At 52.0% G+C, this 24,979-nt stretch carries 22 protein-coding genes and 2 pseudogenes; 15 read left to right on the top strand and 9 right to left on the bottom strand.

From position 1 onward, the window contains the following. Positions 1–37: 37 nt before the first annotated feature. The 5 genes from NJQ98_RS00080 to NJQ98_RS00100 all read left to right on the top strand — a co-directional run bounded on the left by NJQ98_RS00080 (position 38) and on the right by NJQ98_RS00100 (position 7,492). The gene (locus NJQ98_RS00080; protein ID WP_262174419.1) at positions 38–922 is read left to right on the top strand and encodes an IS1595 family transposase; all 885 of its coding nucleotides are present in this window, start codon (positions 38–40) and stop codon (positions 920–922) included. A gap of 444 nt (positions 923–1,366) precedes the next feature. Continuing rightward, positions 1,367–4,267, top strand: coding sequence for a DUF6884 domain-containing protein (locus NJQ98_RS00085; RefSeq protein WP_262174423.1), 2,901 nt, complete (start codon positions 1,367–1,369; stop codon positions 4,265–4,267). A gap of 140 nt (positions 4,268–4,407) precedes the next feature. Next, positions 4,408–5,442, top strand: a complete 1,035-nt coding sequence (locus NJQ98_RS00090; protein ID WP_262174427.1) for a tRNA-guanine transglycosylase — start codon at positions 4,408–4,410, stop codon at positions 5,440–5,442. Continuing rightward, positions 5,439–6,335, top strand: coding sequence for a hypothetical protein (locus NJQ98_RS00095; protein ID WP_262174429.1), 897 nt, complete (start codon positions 5,439–5,441; stop codon positions 6,333–6,335). The genes NJQ98_RS00090 and NJQ98_RS00095 overlap by 4 nt, the downstream gene beginning before the upstream one ends. Then, on the top strand, positions 6,335–7,492 hold the full coding sequence (locus NJQ98_RS00100; protein WP_262174430.1) for a BREX system ATP-binding domain-containing protein: 1,158 nt from the start codon (positions 6,335–6,337) through the stop codon (positions 7,490–7,492). The genes NJQ98_RS00095 and NJQ98_RS00100 overlap by 1 nt, the downstream gene beginning before the upstream one ends. A gap of 11 nt (positions 7,493–7,503) precedes the next feature. On the opposite strand, the gene NJQ98_RS00105 is transcribed toward NJQ98_RS00100, so the two are convergent. After that, positions 7,504–7,746 (bottom strand): helix-turn-helix domain-containing protein, encoded by a 243-nt coding sequence (locus NJQ98_RS00105; RefSeq protein WP_262174432.1) that lies wholly within the window; start codon positions 7,744–7,746, stop codon positions 7,504–7,506. 257 nt (positions 7,747–8,003) lie between these two features. Between NJQ98_RS00105 and NJQ98_RS00110 the strand changes: the two genes are divergently transcribed. From NJQ98_RS00110 to NJQ98_RS19190, 3 genes are all read left to right on the top strand, one after another. Next, positions 8,004–8,360, top strand: a complete 357-nt coding sequence (locus NJQ98_RS00110; RefSeq protein WP_262174433.1) for a DUF7344 domain-containing protein — start codon at positions 8,004–8,006, stop codon at positions 8,358–8,360. Between the two features lie 649 nt (positions 8,361–9,009). After that, the gene (locus NJQ98_RS00115; protein WP_262174435.1) at positions 9,010–9,681 is read left to right on the top strand and encodes a hypothetical protein; all 672 of its coding nucleotides are present in this window, start codon (positions 9,010–9,012) and stop codon (positions 9,679–9,681) included. Between the two features lie 153 nt (positions 9,682–9,834). Continuing rightward, positions 9,835–9,972 (top strand): DUF7837 family putative zinc-binding protein, encoded by a 138-nt coding sequence (locus NJQ98_RS19190; protein WP_489146067.1) that lies wholly within the window; start codon positions 9,835–9,837, stop codon positions 9,970–9,972. A gap of 393 nt (positions 9,973–10,365) precedes the next feature. Here the strand turns inward: NJQ98_RS19190 and NJQ98_RS00120 are convergent, their stop codons facing one another. Next, positions 10,366–11,679: a hypothetical protein gene (locus tag NJQ98_RS00120; RefSeq protein ID WP_262174438.1), complete on the bottom strand. Its 1,314-nt coding sequence runs from the start codon at positions 11,677–11,679 to the stop codon at positions 10,366–10,368. A 154-nt stretch (positions 11,680–11,833) separates the two neighbouring features. Between NJQ98_RS00120 and NJQ98_RS00125 the strand changes: the two genes are divergently transcribed. Continuing rightward, positions 11,834–12,394: a TATA-box-binding protein gene (locus NJQ98_RS00125; RefSeq protein WP_262174441.1), complete on the top strand. Its 561-nt coding sequence runs from the start codon at positions 11,834–11,836 to the stop codon at positions 12,392–12,394. Positions 12,395–12,483: 89 nt separating this feature from the next. On the opposite strand, the gene NJQ98_RS00130 is transcribed toward NJQ98_RS00125, so the two are convergent. From NJQ98_RS00130 to NJQ98_RS00140, 3 genes are all read right to left on the bottom strand, one after another. After that, on the bottom strand, positions 12,484–12,765 hold the full coding sequence (locus tag NJQ98_RS00130; protein ID WP_262174444.1) for a PadR family transcriptional regulator: 282 nt from the start codon (positions 12,763–12,765) through the stop codon (positions 12,484–12,486). Between the two features lie 724 nt (positions 12,766–13,489). Continuing rightward, complete coding sequence (locus NJQ98_RS00135) at positions 13,490–14,131, bottom strand: DUF6338 family protein (protein ID WP_262174446.1); 642 nt, start codon at positions 14,129–14,131, stop codon at positions 13,490–13,492. Between the two features lie 10 nt (positions 14,132–14,141). Beyond that, positions 14,142–14,438 (bottom strand): hypothetical protein, encoded by a 297-nt coding sequence (locus tag NJQ98_RS00140; RefSeq protein ID WP_262174451.1) that lies wholly within the window; start codon positions 14,436–14,438, stop codon positions 14,142–14,144. Positions 14,439–14,518: 80 nt separating this feature from the next. Between NJQ98_RS00140 and NJQ98_RS00145 the strand changes: the two genes are divergently transcribed. Further along, on the top strand, positions 14,519–16,222 hold the full coding sequence (locus tag NJQ98_RS00145; RefSeq protein WP_262174453.1) for a hypothetical protein: 1,704 nt from the start codon (positions 14,519–14,521) through the stop codon (positions 16,220–16,222). A 714-nt stretch (positions 16,223–16,936) separates the two neighbouring features. Further along, positions 16,937–17,800 carry a site-specific integrase gene (locus NJQ98_RS00150; protein WP_262174456.1) on the top strand — a complete coding sequence of 288 codons (864 nt, stop codon included), beginning with the start codon at positions 16,937–16,939 and terminating at the stop codon, positions 17,798–17,800. A 1,109-nt stretch (positions 17,801–18,909) separates the two neighbouring features. Here NJQ98_RS00150 and NJQ98_RS00155 read toward each other — a convergent pair. The 4 genes and pseudogenes from NJQ98_RS00155 to NJQ98_RS00170 all read right to left on the bottom strand — a co-directional run. Then, entirely contained in the window at positions 18,910–19,173 is a 264-nt protein-coding gene (locus tag NJQ98_RS00155) for a hypothetical protein (protein WP_262174457.1), read from the bottom strand. A 209-nt stretch (positions 19,174–19,382) separates the two neighbouring features. Further along, positions 19,383–19,742 carry a DUF8160 family protein gene (locus NJQ98_RS00160; RefSeq protein ID WP_262174458.1) on the bottom strand — a complete coding sequence of 120 codons (360 nt, stop codon included), beginning with the start codon at positions 19,740–19,742 and terminating at the stop codon, positions 19,383–19,385. After that, positions 19,739–20,506, bottom strand: a complete 768-nt coding sequence (locus tag NJQ98_RS00165) for a ParA family protein (protein WP_262174461.1) — start codon at positions 20,504–20,506, stop codon at positions 19,739–19,741. The genes NJQ98_RS00160 and NJQ98_RS00165 overlap by 4 nt, the downstream gene beginning before the upstream one ends. A 302-nt stretch (positions 20,507–20,808) precedes the next feature. Beyond that, positions 20,809–22,095: pseudogene (locus NJQ98_RS00170) on the bottom strand (DUF7845 domain-containing protein); the annotation flags it as partial. Between the two features lie 123 nt (positions 22,096–22,218). Here NJQ98_RS00170 and NJQ98_RS00175 point away from each other — a divergent pair. From NJQ98_RS00175 to NJQ98_RS19045, 4 genes and pseudogenes are all read left to right on the top strand, one after another. Further along, positions 22,219–23,493 carry an IS4 family transposase gene (locus tag NJQ98_RS00175; RefSeq protein WP_262178698.1) on the top strand — a complete coding sequence of 425 codons (1,275 nt, stop codon included), beginning with the start codon at positions 22,219–22,221 and terminating at the stop codon, positions 23,491–23,493. Positions 23,494–23,507: 14 nt separating this feature from the next. Next, positions 23,508–23,642, top strand: a pseudogene (locus NJQ98_RS19040) (transcriptional regulator TrmB); the annotation flags it as partial. A 275-nt stretch (positions 23,643–23,917) separates the two neighbouring features. Continuing rightward, positions 23,918–24,469 carry a DUF7342 family protein gene (locus NJQ98_RS00180; protein ID WP_262174466.1) on the top strand — a complete coding sequence of 184 codons (552 nt, stop codon included), beginning with the start codon at positions 23,918–23,920 and terminating at the stop codon, positions 24,467–24,469. Between the two features lie 17 nt (positions 24,470–24,486). Continuing rightward, entirely contained in the window at positions 24,487–24,975 is a 489-nt protein-coding gene (locus NJQ98_RS19045; RefSeq protein ID WP_348533549.1) for a hypothetical protein, read from the top strand. Positions 24,976–24,979 lie beyond the last annotated feature (4 nt).

A 24,979-nucleotide genomic window follows, 5' to 3' on the forward strand; every position in this document is an offset into this window, starting at 1 on the left:
CGGGCAAGGGTGGCGCGAACGCGCCACCCGACGAAGCATGATTCCACTCAAGACGTTCGTCTCGGAGCGTCGTGCCGCGAATCTGCTGGCACAGATTCGCTGGCGTGACGGCGTCTATTGCCCGCGCTGCCGTGCCGAATCTGTGATTCGGTACGGCAGCTATCGGGTGTTTCAACGGTATCGCTGTAAGAATTGCGACCGCACGTTCAACGATAAGACAGGTACGGTCTTCGAGCATTCTTCGATCGCGCTCAGGAAGTGGTTTCTCGCTGTCTACGCCTACATCCGGTTCAACACCAGTCTTCGGCAACTGGACGTGGAGATCGATGTCTCCTACAAAACAGTGTACCGGCGCGTCCAGCGCTTCCTGCGAGCGCTGGACGCGCCTCGGCCACAGTTAGAAGGGCCGGTCGAACTCGACGAACTGTACGTCAAAGCCGGACTCAAGGGCCGCGAGCGCGACCAGGAGTCGCGCTCGCGTGGCCTGTCCACGCGCGGACGTGGAAAATATAGCGAGGACAAACCGCCTGTGTTCGTGCTGGTTGATCGGGGAACGAACGACTGCTACGTGCTGCCAGCGAAATCCGCCGAGGAATCGACCGTTCGACTCCTCCTTGCCGACCACGATGAGGAGTCGCTGACCGTCTATACGGATGGATTTCGGGCCTACGACCCGCTAGAGGACGACGAAGAGTTCGACCGCGAATACGTCGTGCACGGCGATGGTGAATACGTTGATGGAGATGTTCACGTGAATACCTGCGAGAGCCACGCGTCGCTGGCGCGACGGTGGCTCTCGCCGCATCGAGGCGTCTCCAAAGACAGGCTCACGCCCTACTTCAGAGCGTTTCAACTTCGCCAACGCGTCCGCCGGAAACCCGGCGAAGAAGCACTCAAAACTATCCTCAAAACTGCGCTATGATGCCACCAACAATCGCTTACCCATGAGCGTTATTTTTTATGAGCACCGTTTGCCAATGCTGGCAGTTCTCCATCAACTCACAGTTGAAACCGTTCCGACAACTCAAGACACACCAGCGGCACAGAGGTTCGGTGAGCGAATCAACCATCTCTACCCCGATGTCGATAGTGACAGCTCGTGGGTGCCACGCGCTAAAGTACACTACAAGTGGTTAGTCCTCCTGGAACTCGCGAAGATTCGGTCGAACAGTTACGTTTTGACCGAAATCGGCGACGGTGTTTTTGAGCAAGTTGAGGGAGAGTGTCCTGACCAGTGGGATTCGATACAGATCCATACTGGCCCTACACTATCTGACTTCGATTAGTTAGTGCCAGTTACAGAGTGAGGTGCTTCGAACGGATTTATAGGATGCCCTCCCATCGCTACTACTGGTGACTATCTAACGTGCGGTTCTACGTACCTGAGTGGGACGACGCAGTCGACTCCCACTACGATTTCAAACACGACGAACTCTCTACCTTGAACCGTCAAGAGCGCGATCTGGACTATATCTGGGACATTTTCGAGCCCGAAACAACACCAGTAGACGGGGTTCTCATATCTCGCGAACAGGTCGAAGAGACAAACCGCAAAGCCGAGCGACTAGCCCAGTACGGTGTCTACGATGACCCCGTACTTTCTATCCCGAATTGGTTACCGACGATTAGTGACTGCGGGGCTTGGGGGTACAAGTCGCTCCCTTTCCCACCGTACGGGAACGAGGATATGCTCGACTTCTACGAGACGCTGGACGTTACTGTCGGCGTCACTATCGACCACCTCGTTCTAGGGTCGGGAAAGGACAAGGGACGGCTCTATCTTGACGAACGCGCGTTCGACGGAGAACTCAACAAAGGCGACATCCCCGACCCCATCACCGACGTCGTTGACGTCATGATTGAGGAATGGCCAGAGGAATGGCCCTCATATGTCGACGAGTACGAGCCGACGATTCGTACTGATCATACAGAAGTTGAACCGTTCATCGCTGAGGACTTTCGGGGAGACATTGATACCATTCTGTCCCGTCTCGAACAAGATTCACGTGCGGTCTATCGCGAACACGACGCCGAGTTCCGCTACGACTTGACGCTGCGGAACGCCCGAGAGATGTATGACCTCTACCAGCGTGGTGATTACCCGTTCCGACTGATGGTCGCCATCCAAGGATGGAACCCTGAAACATACAGCAAGGCCGCTGAGGAAGTGCTTGGTATGGGTTACGACTACCTCGGCATCGGAGGAGTTGCAGGTAGCCCAGTTCACGACGTTCGTGGAATCGTCAAGAGCGTCGGGAAGACTATCAAACAGTTCGAACGAGAGCACGACAGCCGTATCGACTCCCACGTCTTCGGCTTCGCGAAGACTGAAGCATTCGAGACGATCGGCCGTTCAGGGATGACCAGCTTCGACAGCGCAAGTATGCTTCGCTCGGCGTGGACAGGTGGTCAGAATTATCGTCTTGACAACGGCGAGCGCTATGATGCAATACGGATTCGCTACCCGTCGAGCCGAGACAACCTCAGCGAAGCTGTGGAGCAGTCCTTACGCGGTCGTGAAACACTGGTGGTGCTCCGAGCATACGATGCAGATGGTTCAATTTGTGATGCTCTTGAGAGCTGGTACGAGAGGGCTGAGAAGGTGCTGCCAGCGGCGAGAGAATACCTGCTGGTACACCGCCACGATGATCAGTATGACGAGTCACTCTTACAGGACATAGAAAGGGCGTTTCGAGAGGATTTCCAGTATGGACGCGAGCTTCAAGCGAGTTTCAGCGACAACCTCCGTAGTAAGTTGGTCAAACTTCTACGGAAAGACACCCCGGATGACCCAGTACCGTTCACGGAGTATGATGAACTGCTGACCAAGGCGATGAACGTGTTCGAGGCGTTCCCACACGCGAAGACCGTCTTGGACGAGTCCAATGTTGTCAGTGACTACGATCGTGTCTGGGAGGTTGTCAGAGATTACGCTACTTGGATTGGTGATGACAATCTCCTCCAAGAGTACCAAGAGACCCTTCGAAACCGCCCTTGGGAGAAATGTGACTGTCCAATCTGTAGTGAGCACGGTGTCGAGGTTTGTATCTTCCGCGGAAACGACCGGAATCGTCGGCGTGGTTTCCACAACACACGACGCTTCTACGACGAATTCAAGCGAGACCTTCCGAAAATTCTCGTCGCGACCCAGGGTGATGCTAGTTTCGGTGGCTACGAAACCGTAGAAGACTACCTGCGTGACAAACACTCCTCGTTCTGGACTCAGACACATGACCTTCCGGTCGCAGAGATTGGTGTATTAGATGCGAACGGCGTGAGTGAGTGGTGGGAAGAAACCCCGTCGCTCGTCTCGTTCGCCCCAGATCGTATGGCAGCAAACATCGGCGAACAAGCAGCGAGGTACCAGCACCTCTTCGTACACACATTGGGTGGTGAACTTGACGAAGAAACCGTAGCGGCTGCTCGGGAAAACGGTTGCGAGGTACACACCAATAGCAACCCTCGAGACTTGCGAGATGAAATACTCGAGGTCTGCGGGCAGAACTATGCAGCCAGTGACGACTTCGTGCCTCATCCACCTGAGATTGATACCGAGAACGGATTGGACATCCTTGTCATCGATCAGTGTTCAGGATCGAAGGAGATACCAGATGACGCGCCCATTTTCGGTGAAGAGGAAACTCTCCAGTTCTCTCGTGAAGACCTCCTCGCTCGTGATAATGTGCCAGGTATTGCGGCACGCGACCTGTACACGGGACGTCAGCAAAGCCACGTCAAGAGTGCAGTTAGATGGCTTCTGCGGCAAGGTCACGACGTCGACCGTTACTTCGTGAGTGCAGGATTTGGCCTTGTCGCAGAAGACGAGTATCTTCCACCCTACGAGGTAACGTTCAGCTCAATGAACGTTAGCGACATAAGAGAGCGGTCTGCGAAACTCGACATCCAAAAAGACCTACGACACCTCCTTCAAGAGGCCGATTACGATGTCGTCTTCTTTACCCTTGGAAAGGACTATTACACCAGTATCGACATCGACGAGATGGTTCAGGAGGTACGTACCGACCGAATTGGTGTGGTCTTCAACCGCGAACTTGTCGAAGATCAATTTGACAATATCGAATCTATCCCCGCGCGGACAGAGGACGCAAAAGAACATGGCACGATCGTTGTTGGACTCAAGGGACACTATATGAAGAACTTCGCTCGATACATCGATACTGTCGATATTCTTCGCCCGGAAACTATCGAAGAACTATGTCGGCGAGTAGAGGAAGTACCACCACAAACGGAATTCGAGTCTGAGTGATCCTCCACTACTAGATGGCATCGTACGTGTTCTTTCGCCCCTAACGATTGTGATCCTATCCTATAATAAATTACATATATGTGGATTGTTCATATCGCCCCATTCACTAAATAAGAGGACAGCCTATCCGAGCGGGAGGCATGTTGTATCGACGCAGGAAACTCGACCTCCCCCGAGGGGAATTAGACACCCCTGTTCTTTTCCCCGTTAGAAACATCGGGAAGCGGTCGAGTGACAATACACCGACGTACGTCGGCACGATCCCAGAGTTCTCGGCAGCGATGATCAACGCGAGATCAATTCGTAACCGAGACCCAATGTGGCAGAGAATATCGAATGGTGTAACATTACGAGAGGAAATGGACGTCCCGGAGGACACCATCGTTTTCGCGGACAGTGGTGGGTTCGATTTCGCCAACGAAGAAGTGGACACTACCCCAGCAAAAACGCTTGATACCCAGAGACAATTGGACGCGGACATCCTCGGCACAGTCGACATTCCTCTCTCAAGGGAGAATCGGGCAGCAGAAAATCAACGGCGAATCGACCAAAGCATCGAGTACGCACTCAAAGCGAGCGACCATCACGATGGGAAGGGCCTTCTCTTCGCGAGTGTCCATGGTTACGATCCAGAGACGATCCGGAATAACATACAATACCTGGAGAAGAACGGTGAATTCGATGGGTTTGCTCTCGGAAGTATGGTTCCAATACGAACCGATTATAAAAAAGTAACAAAACTGATACTATCTGCACGAAACGCGACAGACAAGCACCTGCACGTGTATGGTCTCGGAGGTCTCGTCTATCAACCACTGCTGCTCTACTTGGGGGTCGACAGTTTCGACTCTTCGGCCTTCATTCGTAGTGCAGGCAACCGGAACTACTTGATTCCGGGATTCGGAGGGGAAGAACTACGGAATATCGAGGAATTAGACAGGCTCCCCTGTCCCTGCCCGGTGTGTGGACAAAAAGAGCTCGACGAGATTCGCGAAGATCGAACTGCCCTGACCCAGCATAATCTCTGGGCACTTGCGACCGAGCTGCGACGCTTCCGTTATGTCGCCGAATCTGATCGAGATGTTGAGGAGTACCTCGACTTGCGCTTCAGCGGGAACAAGGTCACTAAGCGGGCATACGAAACCGCGAAGCAACAGATGAGGAGGCTCACATGAGTAATGAGAGACCAACTGTAAGGCCAATCACTCTCAGCCGGATGGCTGAACTGACTCATGCCTGTGAAGCAGTTAGCAAGTCAACTGAAGATCTTGAGGATGAATTGGAGGTAAGTCACCGCCGTGCGCGTGAAACAATTCTCGAAGCAAAGCGCATCTCCTTGCTCGAAGAAGATGACTCTGACGAGGCACCAGTCTACACGACGACTGATGTCGGTTTGTCGTTCCTTAATGCAATTCGCGACGAGGACTGGAGTCAAGTGAGCACAATCCTAGAGACACGTAGTCCCCACTACGGGACCTTCATTGAGGTTCTTGGAGAGGTCGAAAACGCTGGTTTAGACACACTTCTGGCCCAATTGGAAGAGGCACAGGAATTCAGCCCCTATTCGTATAACCAAACGAGTGTGGAGGTGCTGGGTGACTGGGCTGAGCGGCTGGGTCGGGTTCAACGAAACGCGTTCACGGGAGACTACTACTTGACAGATCAGGCGGCAATACCCGCTAACTTCCACTACCTGCTTTTGGACGTGTACGACGACCTCGAAGATAGAGCGGGTATCGATCTGCGCCAGCGCTACTTGTCGATTCCACGTCTTCGTGAGGAGACCTGTGAACGACTCGGCTGCACTCGTGATGATTTCAACGATGCGCTGCTCGGGCTTTGCCAGCAGAACGTCGGTAAACTTGAGCTGTCGGGCGCACCGATGGATACGGCTGCAAAGGATGCTGCACTCGGCATCAAGCGCATTGTGCTTTCCGAAGAGGGTGGTTTAGTTAGCACGTCTCAGTCCACTCAACAGGTCATGGCGGGTGTCGAACAGTTTGGTAAGAAATACTACTACCTCGCGGTACACGACCGCGATATCGAATACACACAGGAGGCTACATAATGTCCGACGCATTCACGATCACCGACGAGCAGCAAGACTACTCACAGTACGACTTGGACGCGAATCCCTTCCCGTACAGTCCGGTACCCACTGAAGATCCCGGGATATACTGTGGCCAGCAGCACGTCTCGGACAAGATCAGCTCGACGGTTTCGTCGATGTTGTCTACTGGGAAGTCGAAGCATCTGGTGGTCACCGGAAAGTATGGGAATGGGAAGTCTCACACGCTCAAATACACGCGCTCGCTCCTCCGCGACCGCGATGATGTCATCGTAGGATACGTTGCCCAGCCTGGTGACGGATTCCTCGACATCTACCACGAGTTCGTCTACGATCTGGGCTTCAACCGACTCCAAGAGTTCGCGTACGAGTTCCTTGCATCTGTGGCGAGAGATGTCACCGACACAAACCCGATCGGTGCCAGTGGGATGGAATCACTGATTGACGAAGGCGATGTGCTGCTCTCGGAAATTGTCCCCGAGGCGATTCGCCGCCTCAGCGATGTGACGAAGTTCGCCGACTTTGCACGTGCCATTATCCACATGGTGTACGAGGACACGAATCTCTATGCGTGGCAGTGGCTCACCGCAGAGGGAATTCGATACGAGCAGCGCAAGGAGATGGAAATTCACAGCGCACTCGACGATGATACGATGGGTGTTCGGGCCTTCACCGCACTCAAAAATATGCTCCTCGAACTCGGCTATACCGGTATTTTCGTCTTCGTCGACGAGTTCGAGAGCATCGCACGCCTCTCACCCAAGGACGAACAGGCAACACTCAACAGCATTCGGCACCTGATGGATCAGAACAGTTCGGGACTATGCATGCTGTTTGGTTGCGCTCCCGAGGTCTGGCAAGACGTGATGAGTGAATACCATGCGTTTAGCGAGCGGATCGGGGAAGAAGTTGCTCTGAAACCGCTCACTAGTGAGAACCTCTATGAGTTGGTGCGTGATTATTTAGATCAAGAGAGGCTGTCTTCTGCTGAAAATGAGGGGATAGATCCCTTTTCTGAGGAGGCGTTGGATTTGATTCTCCAAACATCACAGGGCAATATCCGGCAGGTCCTATCTATGTGTAGCCGCATCCTCGATGATGCTGCAGAATCCCAGGAAAATAAAATTACAGCTGCTTGGGTCGAGGACAATATCTGATAATAAACGACTCAGACGTTATCATTTCGAGGATCATCAACGAATTCATACAGCCCCTCCGTAACCTTGGTTACCCATCCAGCAGCGATGAGTTGCCTTAGTGCATAATTGACCTGCTGTTTGTTTAGTCCCGTTTGTTCCCGCAGGAATAATGGGTTCGCTCGCCCCCAGGGTTGCGATGAGTTTCGCCCTTCTTTCAAGACATCCAGAATTTCCTCCTCGTTTTCAGCGGGAGTATATTCCTCATTAGTCATGTGTGACGAATACGCACCAGTTCGTATAGTCGTATCCTTCCGCATCTGTATAACAGAGTAAAATACTACGTTAGAATTAAGGGTTTGTATGAGAATGGATGGTATGAAGCGCGGTCCCTCAGAAACGAGGGCGGTGCTGGAGACACCGCACCCGCGCTGCCTGAGACAGACAGCATGTACGTTCAAACCGACAAAGAGCAAAAACCCGACGGTCAGAACCGAGAAAACCCGCCAACCGGGATTCGAGGAGATGTTGAATGACGTCCACTATCCATAACCCGGGTAGCGTGTCGAATGTTCTTGGAATCCTTGGAAATGAACGGCGAGTTCTTCTATTAAATTACTTATTCCTGTTTGGTTACGAACAGGATATCGAAGCCCGACACTTAGCGACGGTAATTGGAAGCGTCGAGAATGGAATCCCGCCGCGAGAAGTCACAACTGAAGACTATGAATCAGTATATAATGGACTAATTCAGAACCACCTGCCAAAGCTGGCCAAATACGATATTATTGATTATGATGACCGCGCGAAAGTCGTAACAGTCACTCCTCGTATTGAGGAGTATGCAATCTTGATTGCGGTTGCTCAAAGCATCTTCTCAAATAATTAAATGAGTGTGAATGCACGTCTCACCCGCTGTACCAGTATTCTTCGGTCAGTGGACTGTGTTGCGTCTGCAGTTGTTCAGTCGAACCGCCGGGATATTGAGGGTCAGTACGCTGAAATACGGATCGAGCCGGCGTCCAATCGTACAACCGTACCGCCGGAGATTACCTCCATCATCGCCCGTCTTGGGTTGGCAGTGAGAGAGGTCGCTCCCCGACCGCAGAATTACCTCCGGTGTACAGTTGTCCCCTGTGATGCTCCTCGAAAGCCAACGCCGATGCCAGAGGAAGCAGCGAGTAACCACCCAGATGGTACGCCAGAACACATTACGCATCCAGAGCTCTTGTGTACGCCGGCGACGACCGTTACCCCGACATCCGGTGAAACAACTGGATCACTCGAGGTAGCCCGTGATTCAACGGGCCGACCGACGATCAACTGTCACATCAAAACGAGCGAAGTTACTGCAACCGCAGACTTGCGACCCGCAGAATCGTGGAAGGTAGCTAACGCTCTCACAACGGCAGCACTCCGCGTCACGACATCCAACACTCGCCCTATCGGCAATTCTACAGACACCAACGCAGAACCGTCAGAGACCCCGAACTCCAACCAGAGCCCTACGAACCGGGATTCTACTGGAGATGATCACAATGCGTGACGACGAACTAGACCCTGACCGAGACACAACCCCTGGGCGTGGTCAAGGCCACGGTGAATGGCTCGAAATACGTCTCCAGCAAGCACTTGAAGAATGGGGGTACGGCACCGCCCGTCGAAAATCAATCATCGTGATGACGGCCGATGTCATCGCCCGCCGTAAGGGATCCAACGATGATCCGGCCGATTTCATCATCGCTGAGTGTAAAGACTGGCAGGACCGGCCAATTGACGACTCAGTCATCATTCGACTGTGCCTACTCGCGTTCATGGGTCGTGCGATGCCCGTGCTTTGTCACACGTCACGGTTGACTGATCGTGCATGGGAACTCGCACAGGCCTACGATGTCCGCCTGCTCACACTCGAAGACCTTGAGAAGGATCAGCTCCCCGCCTTGACCAAGCAACGCCCGCCACGCAATGCGGACGTCCACCGGTCGTCGACTAGCCCGAGAGCGCTTCGGACGACCCCGCCAACGATCCTTCAGCGACTCCAAGATGACCCTCCGGACGTCGACGTTGAAGCCCCGGTTTACGACGGGACTGTAACTGCACCATGTTATGTGCCTGATCGAACAGGCCATGGCCGATACGAAGACACAAACCTCGACCGGTACCTTCGAAGAGAGCACTTGAAACGGGATACCCAGCCTGACGACGAGTAGGTCCATCCCCCAATACAGGTTCTCGACAGAGCACGCGTTCGATTTACTTTCACTCTGGTTTACCGAGGTATATGGGGATTCGTGCATTTAGTAAACTCAAAGGGTATCGTACCCTCCGTCACACAGTCATCCCAGTCTCCGTTCCCCATCAAAATGAGTTCGCAGAATCCCTGTCTTGGTAACTGCCCGTATTGTGGGTTTGAGCTTCGGTCCCAGCATACGCTCATCGAGTATGAAAACGGTATCTGGGCTGAATGCCCGGAGTGCCGAGATGTCGTCGATCCCCAGTGATTCCCTATGTTGAAGGCACTAACTCGTCTCTCTCCATTTTCAGCGAATTCCGAGGAGTTGCTTGAGTGTCGGCACTGCGGAGCCAGTTTAGATGAAAATTATGCCTCATGCCCTGACTGCGGCTGTCGTGATATTGCCCGGTACGAGCTATAGGGACATCTCCTGCTAACGTCAGAAGGCGGATTCTCGACTGAGTCTATTGAGCCAACCAGCTTTGTTAAAACCCTATTAGTTCGGTACTCCAGAAGCGGGAACAGCCGCTAAGTAGGTTTGTGAATTGACCGCCGAAGTTATGTCAGCCTGAAGAGAAGTTCCGATAGCCGTGCGAGATATCCCGCACGTATCGGGTACACGTATTCGGATAGCTGAAGGGCACAAATTGTGCTGAGGCCGCTAATTCTTCTCGGATATCTCTTCGAACCAATCGATCAATCGTAACTCACGGTTTCGGTCTTCACGTAGATTCTCAATCTGTGCTTCATCTATCGTGAACTGTTCCAGAGCGAATTTCATCTCTTCATAGCCCCAATCTCCTCGTTTGTCTATGTAGAGGTCTATGAGGGACTCATGGAGACTCTTGACGAGATTCCGATCAGCGGTAGTTAACCGCAAGCCTGCACCTTCATGGACGTACGAATTCCGCTTGTTCTGTGCCCGGTTTCGTCTAATCCGGCCGATTTCCGAGTCTTCCCACCCTAACATTACCGCTGCTCTATCAACTACCTCAGACATCCTTTCACCTTCCTCTACGAGTGTGAGGATTTCGATTCCTCGCCAGAACTCAAAGAAAGACTCACGTTCTGAGGGCTCAGTTATTGCTGCTTGAAACGCCCTAATGGAGTTCAATAGTCGACCATCCAGCGGATGCTCCTCCTCAAATGTAGGCATCCACTCAAGTAGTGTCTCGAACAGTTCTTCCTGTAGACTATGTGGGCTATCTACCTCTCGCAGAGTCGGGTCTTCACTATAATAATGCCCCACGAACTCGTCCTCTTCGTGCAACAGATAGATGAATGGTTCTCGGAGTTCCCCCCATCGGTCGGGCCACGGCCCCGAATTGTGTGAGAGCATCTGTATCCGATTAAACGTTGCAGAGTAGTTCATCATTCCCAGAAGAATCTCCAACTGCTCGACCACATGGTTAACAGCGTACTTCTCATCTCTTGCCCTGTACGAGGTAAACCAGTAGGTGAACCACGGATTATCTAGCTCATTCGGGCTCTTATCCACGAAGTCCATCAACTTCCGCTGTCGTCGATATTTATCGTGGTCTTCATCATAGTCGGGAATAAACTGTTCTTCCCAGTCGCTACGCGAGAGGCGTTCGAAAACGACATCGCCGACCTGTGGTGACTCGGGTAACAGTTCAGACGATCGGCGGTCGAAATTGAGCGGGAATGCTACCACGTATTCGTTTAATTCCCGTTCATACAGTCGTTCCTTGAACTCTGGTAGCTTTTCTTCTATTTGCTGTGCAGGGTCGCCCGCTCCCTTTACTTCCAACAAGAGATTATTCAGTTCACTTTCAAGCACTTCATACGAAATCCGTAGCGAGTCAGGGTCAAGATTGAGGTTCTCAACGACAATCGGTGGGAGCCGGTCGTGCTTTCTCGCGGCCTCTGATCCAGAGTAACTCCATCCACCGTCATCATTTCCCTCTACTGTGTCCACAAGTACCTCGATACAATATGCAGTATCGTCATCCATAGTGACTTCTTGCAATCCAGATAGATAGACCTAATTGCAAAATTTACACTTTGTACTTAGCGGCCTATACTCGAATCGATTAGCTGTTGAGGGCCTCACCAGCGCCACACATTTCCACCCGCTATTTAAGTGATTTGTCCGACGAATATCCCGTATGAGCACTCTGGCGGACACGATTCATATCGAGAACGTCGTTGCATCCAGCGATATCGGCCAAGAACTCGCCCTCGACCAGCTCGCAACGGATCTCGATGGCGCGGAGTACAATCCAGAGGACTTTCCTGGGATTGTCTACCGCCTTCAGGAGCCGAAGTCAGCCACACTGATTTTCCGATCGGGGAAAGTCGTCTGCACCGGCGCGAAAAGCGTCGACGATGTTCACGAAGCTCTCAGCATCGTCTTCGATGACCTCCGTGAGTTAGGGATCGACGTTGCGAGTAACCCGCCGATCGAGGTGCAGAATATCGTCTCCAGTGCCAACCTCAAGCAGTCCTTGAATTTGAACGCAATCGCAATCGGGCTGGGCTTAGAGCAAATCGAGTACGAACCCGAACAGTTCCCCGGCCTCGTCTATCGTCTCGACGATCCCGACGTCGTCGTTCTCCTCTTCGGCAGTGGGAAACTCGTGATTACCGGCGCAAATGAACCCGAGGACGCCCAGCACGCGCTGGGACACGTCGAAGACCGCCTCACTGAACTCGGCCTGCTTGAGTGAGTCCACGGAGCCATCGAGCGACTACTACGCGAAGGGGGCAGTGTTGCTGGAGTGAGTGACACCCATCCCCGAACGCTGGAAACGGGATGTTACTCGCTGAAGTCGACGTACTGGGTTTCCCAGTCGCGACGAGCAGTAATCTCGCGGCGGCCACGCCCGGTGAGCGTATAGGAGTTTGTGCGCTTGTCGAGCTGTCCTTTCTCTACGAGGCCTTTGTCGACGAGGTCGTCGAGATTCGGATAGAGTCGGCCGTGATTGATTTCTTGTTCGTAGTAGTCCTCGAGTTCGTCCTTGACTGCGAGCCCATGCGGTTGCTCAAGCCCAGCAATTACATACAAGATGTCCCGCTGGAATCCAGTTAAATCGTGCATCCGTCTATATCCCCTTCAACTGGGTTGAATAAGTCCCCTCTGATATCCTAGTAGGTGTTGCAGTCCCAGGGTCGAAATCCCAGAGCGACTCCAAGATGGGAACGATGAGGTCATCGGAATCAAGTGATCGGCGCGGCAGTCAGAAAATCGCCCGAAGTTAACCAACATTCCACTGGAAGGCCTATTCTGTTGGTTAACAGTCGTCGTCAATACGGTTTCTTTATTTAGAATGAGAGCTGAAACAGCCGCTCAGTAGGTGTGTGAACGTACCACCAAATCTTCTGCTAAGTTTCGTTGATTCTCTGCATCCTGATGAATACAGGGCGCATATCAGTCACGGCCTCAATAGTCGGGTTCCGCGAAAACTACTTTGTAACACGAAAGAACAGTCGAATATGGTTCATGCGAAGACGGCGGTGAGTCTCTGATAAGTTTGCTAATCGCGTACATCGGGCTACTCATACGTGTCGCGCTCTACCTGCTCATCTTCTGGCCCACCATTGGTACTACGTCTACTCAGACGCAGAGAAACGAGGACTCAGGAATCTGCGACTACGCGGTATTGTGCCTGGGGGTTCTTAGGCATATTGGGACTGCTCATCCACTTGGGAATGGTTCAGCACAGGACTGACCAGTAAGTCGCCCGCTGAACTCAGCCTCTATCTCTCTCAAGCCGATCTCAGCAAGCCAGAATTCGGTTACGTTGGAAAGTATGAGGGTTCTGCTAATCCCTATCAGTTTCCCCATCCGTAGCTAAAATCGCCACACGCTCAATATCTTCTTCCATCAAAACGACTGAGTCAGTAACTCCGTCAGAAAACACTTCGTCAGAATCCTCATCGACCCAGTAGACATCATCCAACCATAGCTCATGCGGCTTCTCAGCCCGGCTGTACTCTTTGACACCGCCAATAACCCGTGCATCACTCGACGTCTTCACACGTACAACCGCAGCGTTGTCCATCGCTCCCTCCCAGGGCTGACGTCGATGCCTACGGTACTCCCGACCACTCCACAGCCTGTGCTGAATCTTGCTACGCATGTCAAAAATCAATTCTAATGAATAGAGACCTCCCAACGCAACAGCGATGGACAAGTAGATCGCAACTAGGTCAAGCCTGAACCATGGAGTGAAGAACATCGTCTCAACTTCGGAGAGACTGTTCACCGGTTCGTAGAGGATCTGGTATACTCCTAAAAAGGCTGCGTCAATAAGTAAGCTGGAGATCAGGCTTGCAACGAGAAGTTTGAATCGAGAAGGCTCCCGCTCAATAACACCGATATTCGATGCAATTAGAACAGCAATGAACCCCGGAGCGACGAGTATCGCTAATCCGATGATGGTTATCGTCGATATCGAAGGCATTCGTTACCAGCTAATTATCTGAAGACTCTTGACTCGAAGATCCACCGCTTGAAGACTCCGAAGTGTCTGAAGACGTGTCTCGTCCAGAACCTCCTTCTTCAGTGGGGATATATCCGGCACCATCGCTCGGGGACCAGCCATCCGTATCTGCTGTCTTCCCCTTTGAGTTTGTCCGTGGCTGTTTCGAACCGGATAATGCTTCCGTGCCGCTGTCTTTGTTTTTGCTCTTCGAAAGGTCCGCCTTCTCACTCGAAGAACTGTTGTTAGAAGAAGCACTGCTTGAGTCTTCAGCTGTGTCTTCGCCCATAGAACGAGTACAGTTTGCTTTGTCAAAAGGATTCCCTCGCTAATAGAGAGATTGAATTCATTCAAGATAGGACCGGTTGCATGGTCGCTGAAGCCATCCATTTCAGCACTTCTCTGCTCTGGGACACTCTTGGATGCGGCAGAACAATCATCAACCCGGGAACATACCTCGTGAGCATCATGGACTCTGATGCCGATATCTACGAGGTGTTCCGAAGCGACGAAAGCTGCAAAGAGAAGCTACAGCAACTGAGGAATATTGTCGACAAGGGGACGATCGATCGCCACTTCTACACCAAGATTATCGAGGGGTGCGGAGAAGAGGAACCTCGGCTGGCATTCGAACGATTGGATGACTTGATCCGGAACCGGGAAATTCTGGTGAGTGATCTAGACTCTGCTCTACGAGCTGCCGGAAAACCAGACCGTGACCTTGCACAACGGTATATGAACAAGTGGCTTGACGAGGAGGAATACTCGACTGGCTACGTTTCTAGCTACATTCCTCACGTCTACTGGAATCACACAGATCTGCTTCAACAAGAACTGCAGAAGTGGTACAGTAATTCGCCGCTGGTCTTTGAGAAAGCTGTAGAACGAACTCTTGAAGCATACTACCAGTCAAGGAAAGCAGGTGAAGACCTGGACGGCCGGGGCAGCGAACTTCTATCAGCCCTGAAGGATATCGCAGCGAGCGAAGACATTAACCCAGATCAGGCACTGAAATCCGTTTCTAAGGACAACGACTTACTGCGAGCTGATAACATTCTCAAGGATCTTCAGAACCTGCCCTCCAACCTCGATTCATACGGTCTTGGAATTGATTACGACCAAGTTCGGAGTAACGCCGATGATTATCCCTTCCTGATCGATATCTTGGGCGAGGACTGGATTGATGATCTTCAGTCACAGGGAACTCACAGTCTTGCCCGCTTCCTCTCACACGATATCCCCCGGGAAGATGTGTACTGGTTTTCGAGAGCGGGCCACGATATCGATATTAAGACACGGAACGATCTGGAATCGATCCACTTCTTATCGTACCTGGATCACTGCTGTGAGTCACTCTACGACAACCACGACCCGACAGAATCTCTTGGAGACGATCTTATCAATCGGCAGCAGTACGAGGATACGGTCACTGAGATACAGACGACAAACGCACTTCGACGAGAGTTCGTCGACGGTGACGTGGTTATTGAGGAATCAGTTGCTGGAAGAAAGCCGGATCTGAAAGTCGATCTCGACGATGACACTATTTGGGTGGAGGTCACTCATACCCGGCGAACCACAGAAGCACGGCTTAACAGCGTCTTCTCAGCCACCGGCGGAATAGCAAGCGATGTCCGAACGAAGGTAACTGAGAAAACCAGAGGCCAGATAACAGATATCAAAGACGAAGAACCGGACGACTTGACGATGCTCGTGTTGAAGAACGAGTTTTCAGCTATCGACAATCGCCATGTCCGGGAGTATGCTGAAGGCGGTCATATCATGGTTCTCGAGGAAGGAGAGAACAATCCGGCTTTGGTGCGTGGTAAACCGGTCGCTGTCCAGGATACGGAACCGTTTAGCGGCAACAACATCGAGAATCTCGATCTCTTGATCAATTTCGAGCTTTCAGGAGGTCTGAACTCTCCGTATATTGAGGGACAGGTGTTCTGCTTCAACCCTGATATAGACGAGAGCCTGTTGAAACGTCTTGGTGAGGCATTCAATGCTGGAGACAGGGTATTTACTTCCGAGCTTACTACCGGCAACGAAGAATTAGACGACGGAGAGTAACTGGGACGCCGCTCAACTACATCTTCTGCAACCATTACGACGTTGCTTTCCTGTTGAGTGTACTCGCTTGCTTCGGCGAAATCCGCATCTATGGGCAGGGATTTGGTGATGTTTGACCGTATACTCTCTTGATTTCCGTATCGGTGGTTATCGGAACCGTTGGGTTCTATCTATCCCTCAAAGAGACTTTGACTGGTGAACCGTCTACACATCGACTGTACGTACTTCGACTGGCTGGAATAGCTTGTCCCACTTGCTGACTACATCCTCTGCATTTAGCAAGATATCGAGAACATCAACGGAATCTGGGAGACAATTCGGCGGTACGTTCTAACACCTACTTACCGGCTGTTTCACCGTAGGTAGTATCTGACCGATGGGATTTCAACAGGGCCGAATATGTGGATAGAGTAGTCCGTTATCGTATCGATCGTTAGACTATGACGGTCATCGGATAGTAGAACACCATAATATAAAAAATATGATAGCATTTCTTCTTGTAGCTGTTGTCGGTTATAATTGGACACTGATCGATAACTCAGTATACCACCGCTACGTATTGCGGTTTTCAGAAATTTGTTGTAACTGAATGGAACGTGATTGTTACAAGATTGCTTCAACAAACAGAGGAATCCCGGAAAAAGGAGCTCTCTGTCGGGTTATCTTCGTCGACAAAGACCGTAAATAGCCACAAGTTGCAATAGTTGTTAGCCGATGAGCTCCCGCAAATCTCAAAAATTCGGGAATTATTCGCCGCCCAAAGAAGATAGCCGTCGTCCACTAACCCGACAAGACACAATTAAGCTCTATCAGACCGCCCGTGAGTGGCCGGACATCGAAACTGAGCTTGCTATACGAGTACTCTTAGACTACGGTCTCCGAATTGGTGAACTTGTTCACCTCCGAAGCGACTGGGTACGAAAAGAGTATCATAATGGGAAGGATGAGGAGTTTTGGTTGATTCAGATTCCGAAGTTCGAGCGTTGCTATGGTGGAAAAGGAGAGAAGGCTACTCAACAAGGTAATCAAGACGGTCTGGATCTTCATCGCACCTCAAGACCGTGTACAAGGTGCAAGGATCGGAGTTATAAACGGAAAGTAGCGCCAAAAATCAACGGTGAGCGACGGCCAGACCATGGATGGTTAACCGAGGAACAAGCAAAAGAGTATGATTTTCACCCAAAGTCCGCTCGTAGCGCGGATAAAGTCTGGCAATTGGGTGAGCTACCGGAAACAGCGGAAACAGCCCGTAAACTCAAAAAATTCGTCTCGGGACAGAAATATGAGCAATGGCCTCATCAGTCTAATTCTGCTCGGACTCGTCTCAATAAAGTCGTTGAGGAAGCAGATTTAACTCTTCCCGAGCGTCCGTCAGATACCGGAGTTGTCCCACATGCATTACGGCATACCTATGGGTGCCGCCTTGTCGAGGCACGCGTCGGGGAAGGCATAGGGATGAAGCAAATGCGTCATCAGAACGCGGATGTTTTCGAGTGGTACGCACAGGTCAGAGGCGTACGGACATTTAATGCACTGAGTAACGCTGTTGATAGTTCTGCTAGTCTTCTACATGAATAACCGTCGAAGCCGACCGCTAACGATTCCGCAATGGAAGTCGCTTAGAGAAACAGCACAGGAATCTGGCGGATTTGTGCAACGACTCGTTGCAGATGTTGTTCCATTTACAGCACTAAAACGAAATCAGCTTGCACATCTCAGAGATAATTGGATACAGTGGCAGGCAGATGGTTTGAAGATAACTATCCCAGGCACTGCAGACTGTAACACCTGGAGATCAGAAGGGGGAGATGGATTGGGACCGCTTACTCGTAGAGAACGCCCTTGCCAATCCTGCCGCATTTATGGACGAACCAATAGGTTCGAATCAACCTTCCCGGGCAAGGATCACCAAGGTCCATTCCCACGAAGTATTATTCTGCAAAATGAGTTAGCAGAGCCTGCTATAGAACAATTACGGCAGATATTCAGAGTCCGTGATCGACCGGAGGTTGCAATCTCTCCTGGAACAGTTTCTATGGCGATCCACCGATTGAATGAGTCGGCCCCCTTCGAGAGACGATTTACAAATCGGTCACTGATGCAGACACAGGTAGTTATCCATGCAGAGTATGATCTTGATTTTGACGCGCTCTGTGATCTTTCGCCGTATACCGAGATCGGAATTAGAAAAATCCTCAGTAAGGCCCCGGGTGTCACTCATGACATTATGCGTTTTGATGTATCATCACTAGACTTTCTCGAGATTGTAGATAACCAAGCTCCAGTTTCGGCTGCTGAGCTTAGTTCTATACTTGACGCGGACCAAGAGAATACCAAGGGACGACTACAGAATATGGCAGAAAGGGATCGCGTTGAGGTTGTTGGAAGAGAAGGACCCCATCTATCAGACCAACTTTGGGATGTTACTTCTCCACCTCGAGAGAACTTCTATTGCCGGCAAGAGGATTGCGAATACCAGACACACTCACTAAATGGTATTCGACAGCATGAAAGTATGACACATAATATTTGAATTTTCGCCGGCGGGTTTTTCGATCGGACTTCGTTACGCTCGCGATCTAAGACTCGGATTCTCGTGACTCACGATTACTCTCCGTCTGGCTCTGTTGAAATCCTATCGTTCCAACATTTGTCTCGCTGGAATATCCGTTAGGTAGGTGTGCGAATTAGTTAGTTGTCGGGTCAGCAGTAGCGTCCTCGTGGAAGACGCGTGCAAGTCCTTTTGAGAACCCTGAGAACGCAATAATGGTGCCGAGAAGGAAGATGATTGCATTCACCAGCATAAATCCGGGCGACGTGGAGATTGCCCCGACGTCCGGATTTGCCTGCATGTATCCGTACCAAAAGTAGGTCTGGGTCGCGTACCCCATCATGAGGAGTCCGAGACCACCACCGAGGGCGTACGTAGTGACCGAGAAATCGGAATCCATCGTGTTACCGGAATTTCTAATCTTGCAGACAAATACCTTGTGCCGTCGTTCTCCCCTGTAACCGGTACGAGGGTCTTCTGTACTTAGCGATTTGACTCCGATTCATTGATCGACAGACGCTCCGTATTTAGTCGGCTCTTGAAAAACTATCAGCGGATTAGGATTTCAACAGAGCCATCCGTCTTATTGGCTCTATTGAACTAATTCTATTAGAGGTCTAAGATATCTTTGAGGTCTTTATCAGTTAAGCCAGCTTCAACAACAGCTGGATAGTAATCTCGGTTCTTCTCTAAACCCTCCCCATACTGTCGTTTGTGCTGTGCATTGAGCTCGTCAAAACGGATATCGAGTTCTTGTCGTATCTCTTCAGGAAGATACATCAGAACACTGGGTCGGTCTTTGACCGCCCCCTCTGAACGTCCCGACATGGGATCACCGGAATCCTCAGTCACATCTGTCTTAGATGGAGTAGACCGGCTCTTGTCTGGCGTCTCGTCCTCTGCTGGGCCGTCCTCAAACCGTTCTCTGAGACGATCGGCTCGTTCCTCTCGTTCGTCTTGGTTTGTCATGCTATCTCCTCCAGATGCGTAGCAATCTCAGCGAATTCTGCTTCCATGTCGGAGTCCTCTTCGTGTGCAAAGATGGAGACACCGTTGTTCCATGCTCGTTTGAGAGCAACACGCTTTCGAACCTCCCAAACGGGGAGTTGGCCACCAAATGTGTCGTCGAACCAGTCCATCATCTCCGTGGCTTCTCCATCGTGTTCTACGCGATTTGCGACAATCCCCAGTTCGTTGATCTGGGTATCGTATCCTTGCTCGATCGATTCGATTTGGTCATACAGAATCTCCAAAGCACGAATGGAAGTTCCTTCTGCGAGAGCAGGAATCAGCACATTTTGGCAGGCTAAGAGAGCGTTATCAGTAAGATGGCCCAGCGATGGTGGACAGTCCACGATAATGAAGTCATAGCCGTAATCGAGATTATCAAAGAGTAGTTGAAGCCGTTCCCGAGACCGCATGGCTCCGGTTAGATCTGTTTCGAGAGTAAACATATCCACATTTGCTGGGACAACATCGAATTCATCTTGAGAGTACACGATGTCGGATATGGCTGGAACTTCATCTATTGTTGCGAGAGCACTACCGAGGTGTGGTTCTGAGGACTCGTATACGTCTGCTAGTCCGAGTCCTTCTGTTGCATGTCCCTGCGGATCTAAATCGACAAGCAGGACATCTTGACCTCGATTTGCAAGGGCACCAGCGACGTTTATCGCAGTCGTTGTTTTTCCTACACCGCCCTTTTGATTGCTCACTGCTATCTTAGACGACATTATTGTCTTAGATAGATATTCTGTCTTAGACAACTTAATTCTTTAGCTGGTACCCCCCTTCGTTTCATCTGGTTCAAGTGGAGTCAGAGCTACACCTGTCTTCGAATCCGGTCCCGCCTTGGCACACGTCCTATGGTGATTTTCCCAGTTGCTGCAAAATGTTCTCCTCAGAAGCAAAGATTAGTCGCACAGATTATCGACTAGAGGTCCCGCGGAGCCATGGCTGTGATAACTGAAGGGAATTATACTGCTAAAATAGCCGGGAGAGAAGGTCGCTGGATAGTGTTGCCACTCAGCCGTCGTTAGCCAAGTGTTAGCGTAGTGTCACCAAGGACGGAGATTGAAGTCCCCTGTGGGATGAAACATCGCCGCTGGAGTTTATTGCCATCCTGATCTCGATACCGGATAGTCGCTCTCATCAACTTGTGAGCTGTCCGCGAACCCATTCGACGTGCGGCTTTGTATCCACTCCGGAGAATTTTCTGCAGCTCATATTTTGAGTATTTCCCCGCTTGGAATTCAATCTCAATCGAGTCCTCCTTCTCGAGAACTGAGACACCATACCGACGCGCCCAACTAGCAAACGCAGTGTTTTCACCGATGAGCCTTTCTGAGTCCTGGATATGATTGATGCCTTGTTCGACCCACTCTAATGCGTCTTCGAGGTGCTCGAATAGCTCTTGAAACTTGTCTCTGAGTACGTCATCAGCGAACTCAAAAACCCCGTTGGTCTTTTTGATAATATTAGAGAACGTGTCGACTGCCCGGTAGACTGTTGAGGTTGACGTCTCACTTTCAGCAGCTAGGTTTTGATAATGACTTTTGCCTGTTTCAGCGAGGGCACGAAGAACAGCACGCTCGCCACGACTCATATCCTTATCAAGCAAGTGATGAACTGCTAATCCTTCCTCCACTTCCTTGACCTCCTCCAGCGGATCTGGATACACCGTGATGTTTCGATCCGTATCTTCTGGCTCCCAATAGGCATCTGGAACAACCCAATCGGCCTCAGCAGTTGTTGCTAGTCCTGCCCAATCCAACTGACAGAGGAGGTATTCATCGAGTTCTTCCTTGAGATCTGCTATATCGTAATCAGAGCCCTGCCACGGAATAGCCGCGCCATCGCTATACTCGGTCGAGAATTGAACTTCGAGCTTTGGATGAGATGTCGGATCTGTTGTCGCGTTCGCTGAGGGTTGTTTTAGATGATAGAGTTTTAGCACTTTCCCGACGTGCTGGTCGGGAAGAAGATTCTGAAGTGCAGTCTGGTTTAGTCCGACTGTATTGTAGTGGGCCGTTATCTCTTCGTTGTCCCATTCGTAGTGTCCTTCTCCCCGTCGACGGCTGGAGAAGACGGCGAGTCGCTCTAGTAGTCCACCCGATCCGGCAAGGCGCTGTTCTGATACCGACCGGCGAACACGTACATAGAGGGCATAATTGTAGACGCGGCTCCATTCGTGAAGACGCTCCCGTCCAAAGTACTCGGGTCGAACGTCGAGGACAGCCGCTACGGACTGAAGTATCTCGAGGATTTCATCCTGGTTGACGTTCACAGAGTCCACCTGAATGCGGACACCTTCGGGTAGAGTTGATGGTACATCCGTCTTTAGCTAAGCCAGAAACCGCGTGACAGCAGCGGCTTATCGAGGCTACTTTTTGAGAGGAATGAGGAGGCGACGAGTGTGCACAACGAAGCCTCCTCATCGAGAATTATGCGTCGGCTCACTACTCTCTTTCCCTCTGAGTTCCTCGAAGAGCACGCCGAGGAACTCGGCGTGGTCGAGCGAGACGGCAAACTTCAGATTCCAGTCCTCGTGTGGGCGCTCGTGTTCGGCTTCGCCGCAGGCGAAAGCCGAACACTCGCCGGGTTCAGACGCAGCTACAACTCCACAGCCGATGAGACGATCTCTCCCGGTGGCTTCTATCAGCGGTTGACGCCGACGCTGGCGGAGTATCTCCGCGACCTCGTCGAGCGCGGCCTCGACGAGGTCGCTGTTCCCGACGCTGTTGACGCTGATATCGACCGATTCAGGGACGTGATGATCGCTGATGGAACGGTGTTGCGGTTGCACGAGTTCCTCTCTGATGAGTTCCAAGCCCGTCACGAGGAGCAGGCTGGAGCGAAGCTCCACCTGCTCCACAACGCCACCGAGCAGACGATCGAACGACTCGACGTGACCGACGAGAAAACACACGACAGCACGCTGTTCAACACGGGGTCGTGGCTGCACGGCCGACTGGTTTTGTTCGATCTGGCGTACTTCAAGTACCGCCGGTTCGCGTTGATCGACGAGAACGACGGCTACTTTGTGAGCCGGCTGAAGGACAACGCGAATCCGGTGATAACAGAGGAGTTACGGGAATGGCGCGGGCGCGCCATTCCCTTGGAAGGCGAGCAGATCCAGGATGTCGTCGATGACCTCTCACGACAGTACATTGACGTGGAGGTCGAAGCCCAGTTCAAGCGAGGCCAGTACGAGGGAACGCGTTCGTTGGATACGAAGCGGTTCCGCGTCGTCGGCGTCCGCGATTCGGACGCCGACGACTACCATCTGTACATCACGAATTTGCCGAGAGAAGAGTTTCTCCCGGCGGATCTAGGGACGCTGTATCGGTGTCGCTGGGAAGTAGAGACGTTGTTCCGTGAGCTAAAAACACAGTACGAACTGGACGAGTTCGACACAAGCAACCGTGATGTCGTGGAGATTTTGCTGTACGCGGCGTTGTTGTCACTGCTGGTGAGTCGTGAGTTGTTGGATCTGGTGACCGAGCAGACTGACGATGAGATCGTGTTTCCGCCGGAGCGCTGGGCGGCGACCTTCCGGTCGCACGCCCAGCTCATCCTCCACAAACTCGGTGAGTATCTCGGTTACTCGCCACCGCCGTTGCTGGAGCGGCTGATCGAAGATGCGCAGAAGATTCACCAGCAACGACCAGTCTTACAGGAGACGCTCGCTACCGCTACGCAACCGAGGTGTGAGTCTTAGCTAAAGACGAATGGTACAGACTCAAAGACGAGATTGATGCCCTACTCCAGTACCTCGAGACACACGGCGAGACTGAGGACAGCCGTCTCCCCGCGTGGTCCGAGTTCCAGAAGCTGGCAGCTGATTACGAGGTGGACCTTCCCCAATGAGGCCAACATTTGGACGCGAGTACATCGAGGACGAGTTCCAGCGAATCGCAGAGGGACTGATCGATCCGTTCACGTCTTGAACGTGGGGCGCTCCGCCAGTCGCTCGCAGTTCCTCAAAGTCAGAATATCAGTTGTAAATCAGTGGGTTCATAGATTCTATCGGTATCGTATTTCAACGTCTGGACGCCCTTGCTCGCGACAGCTTCTTGATTATGCGAGAGGGTACAAACATATTTGAGGGCACAGCGTCAACACTGTTGCAAGAGGTGTCAAGCATGTCCGAATCCTCGCGAGATGGGGTCCAGTCGTGGACCGAGTCGATGAGCGCCCGCGACCGTATTCGAGCGGTCGCCGAGACGCTCCGCGAACCGCGATCGGTCAACTGGATCAGCGAACAGGCCGACGCTGCTTGGAGCACGACCAACGAGGAACTCCAGGCGCTCGTCGAGCAAGGTCAGCTGCGCCGCGTTGAGGCCGGCGAGACCACACGCTATCAGCCGGACTACACGCGACTGCTCTTCGAAGAAATTCGGACGCTCATTGCGGAGAACGCGCGCGAGGAGCTTCGCAACGAATTGGCTGCGATCACCGAGGAGATTGAGGAGTGGCAGGCGACCTACGATGTCGAGACGTGGGAGGAGCTTGAACAGTCGCTTGCCGACGGCGACCTCGCAAGTGATGAACTCCGGGAACGCCGCGACGTTATCGCGTTCTGGCGCGAGAACGAGGAGGATCGTGGCCTCATCAAGCACGCACTGGAACTCTACTCCGACGTCGAAGCCGCTCGCGAACAGATGACCGACGTGGCCGACCACGCCACGAGCTAATCCTTCCCTCTCACAGCATGATCTTTCTCGCTGGTCGAGACCGCTATACGCAGCGGACCCTTCTCCGTGACGTTCATGACCGATTGACGAACCAAGCGGGTTGTGAAGATGTACGCTATCGCCCGTCTCGACGCCGACCCCGGTACGTCATCGCGGATGTCGATCCGACAACGTTCCTGGATAACTCCTACGACGCGGAGATTGCACGACTGGAGATTCGCTTCTGGTACCCCGCCGGCGTCGATCACGAATACTACCGCATCAACTGGATCGAACCGACTAGGAACTTGATGCTCGGCTTCCACCAGGACGCTGACCATCCGGATCTTGGGCCCTGCCATATCCAGCTCAATTACGAAGATACGCAGGTCGACCGGCATAGAGCGACGTTTCTTGATGCCCATCCACTCGCCGTCCTCGATGACCGACTACAGGAGTTCACAGCTGCGGTAGAGGCAATTCGTTGGGAGAATGAGACACCCTCGCTTCCTACTTGGTCGATGTAAACTA

It is taken from the genome of Haloarcula laminariae (assembly GCF_025457605.1).
GTDB classification, from domain to species: Archaea; Halobacteriota; Halobacteria; order Halobacteriales; family Haloarculaceae; genus Haloarcula; species Haloarcula laminariae.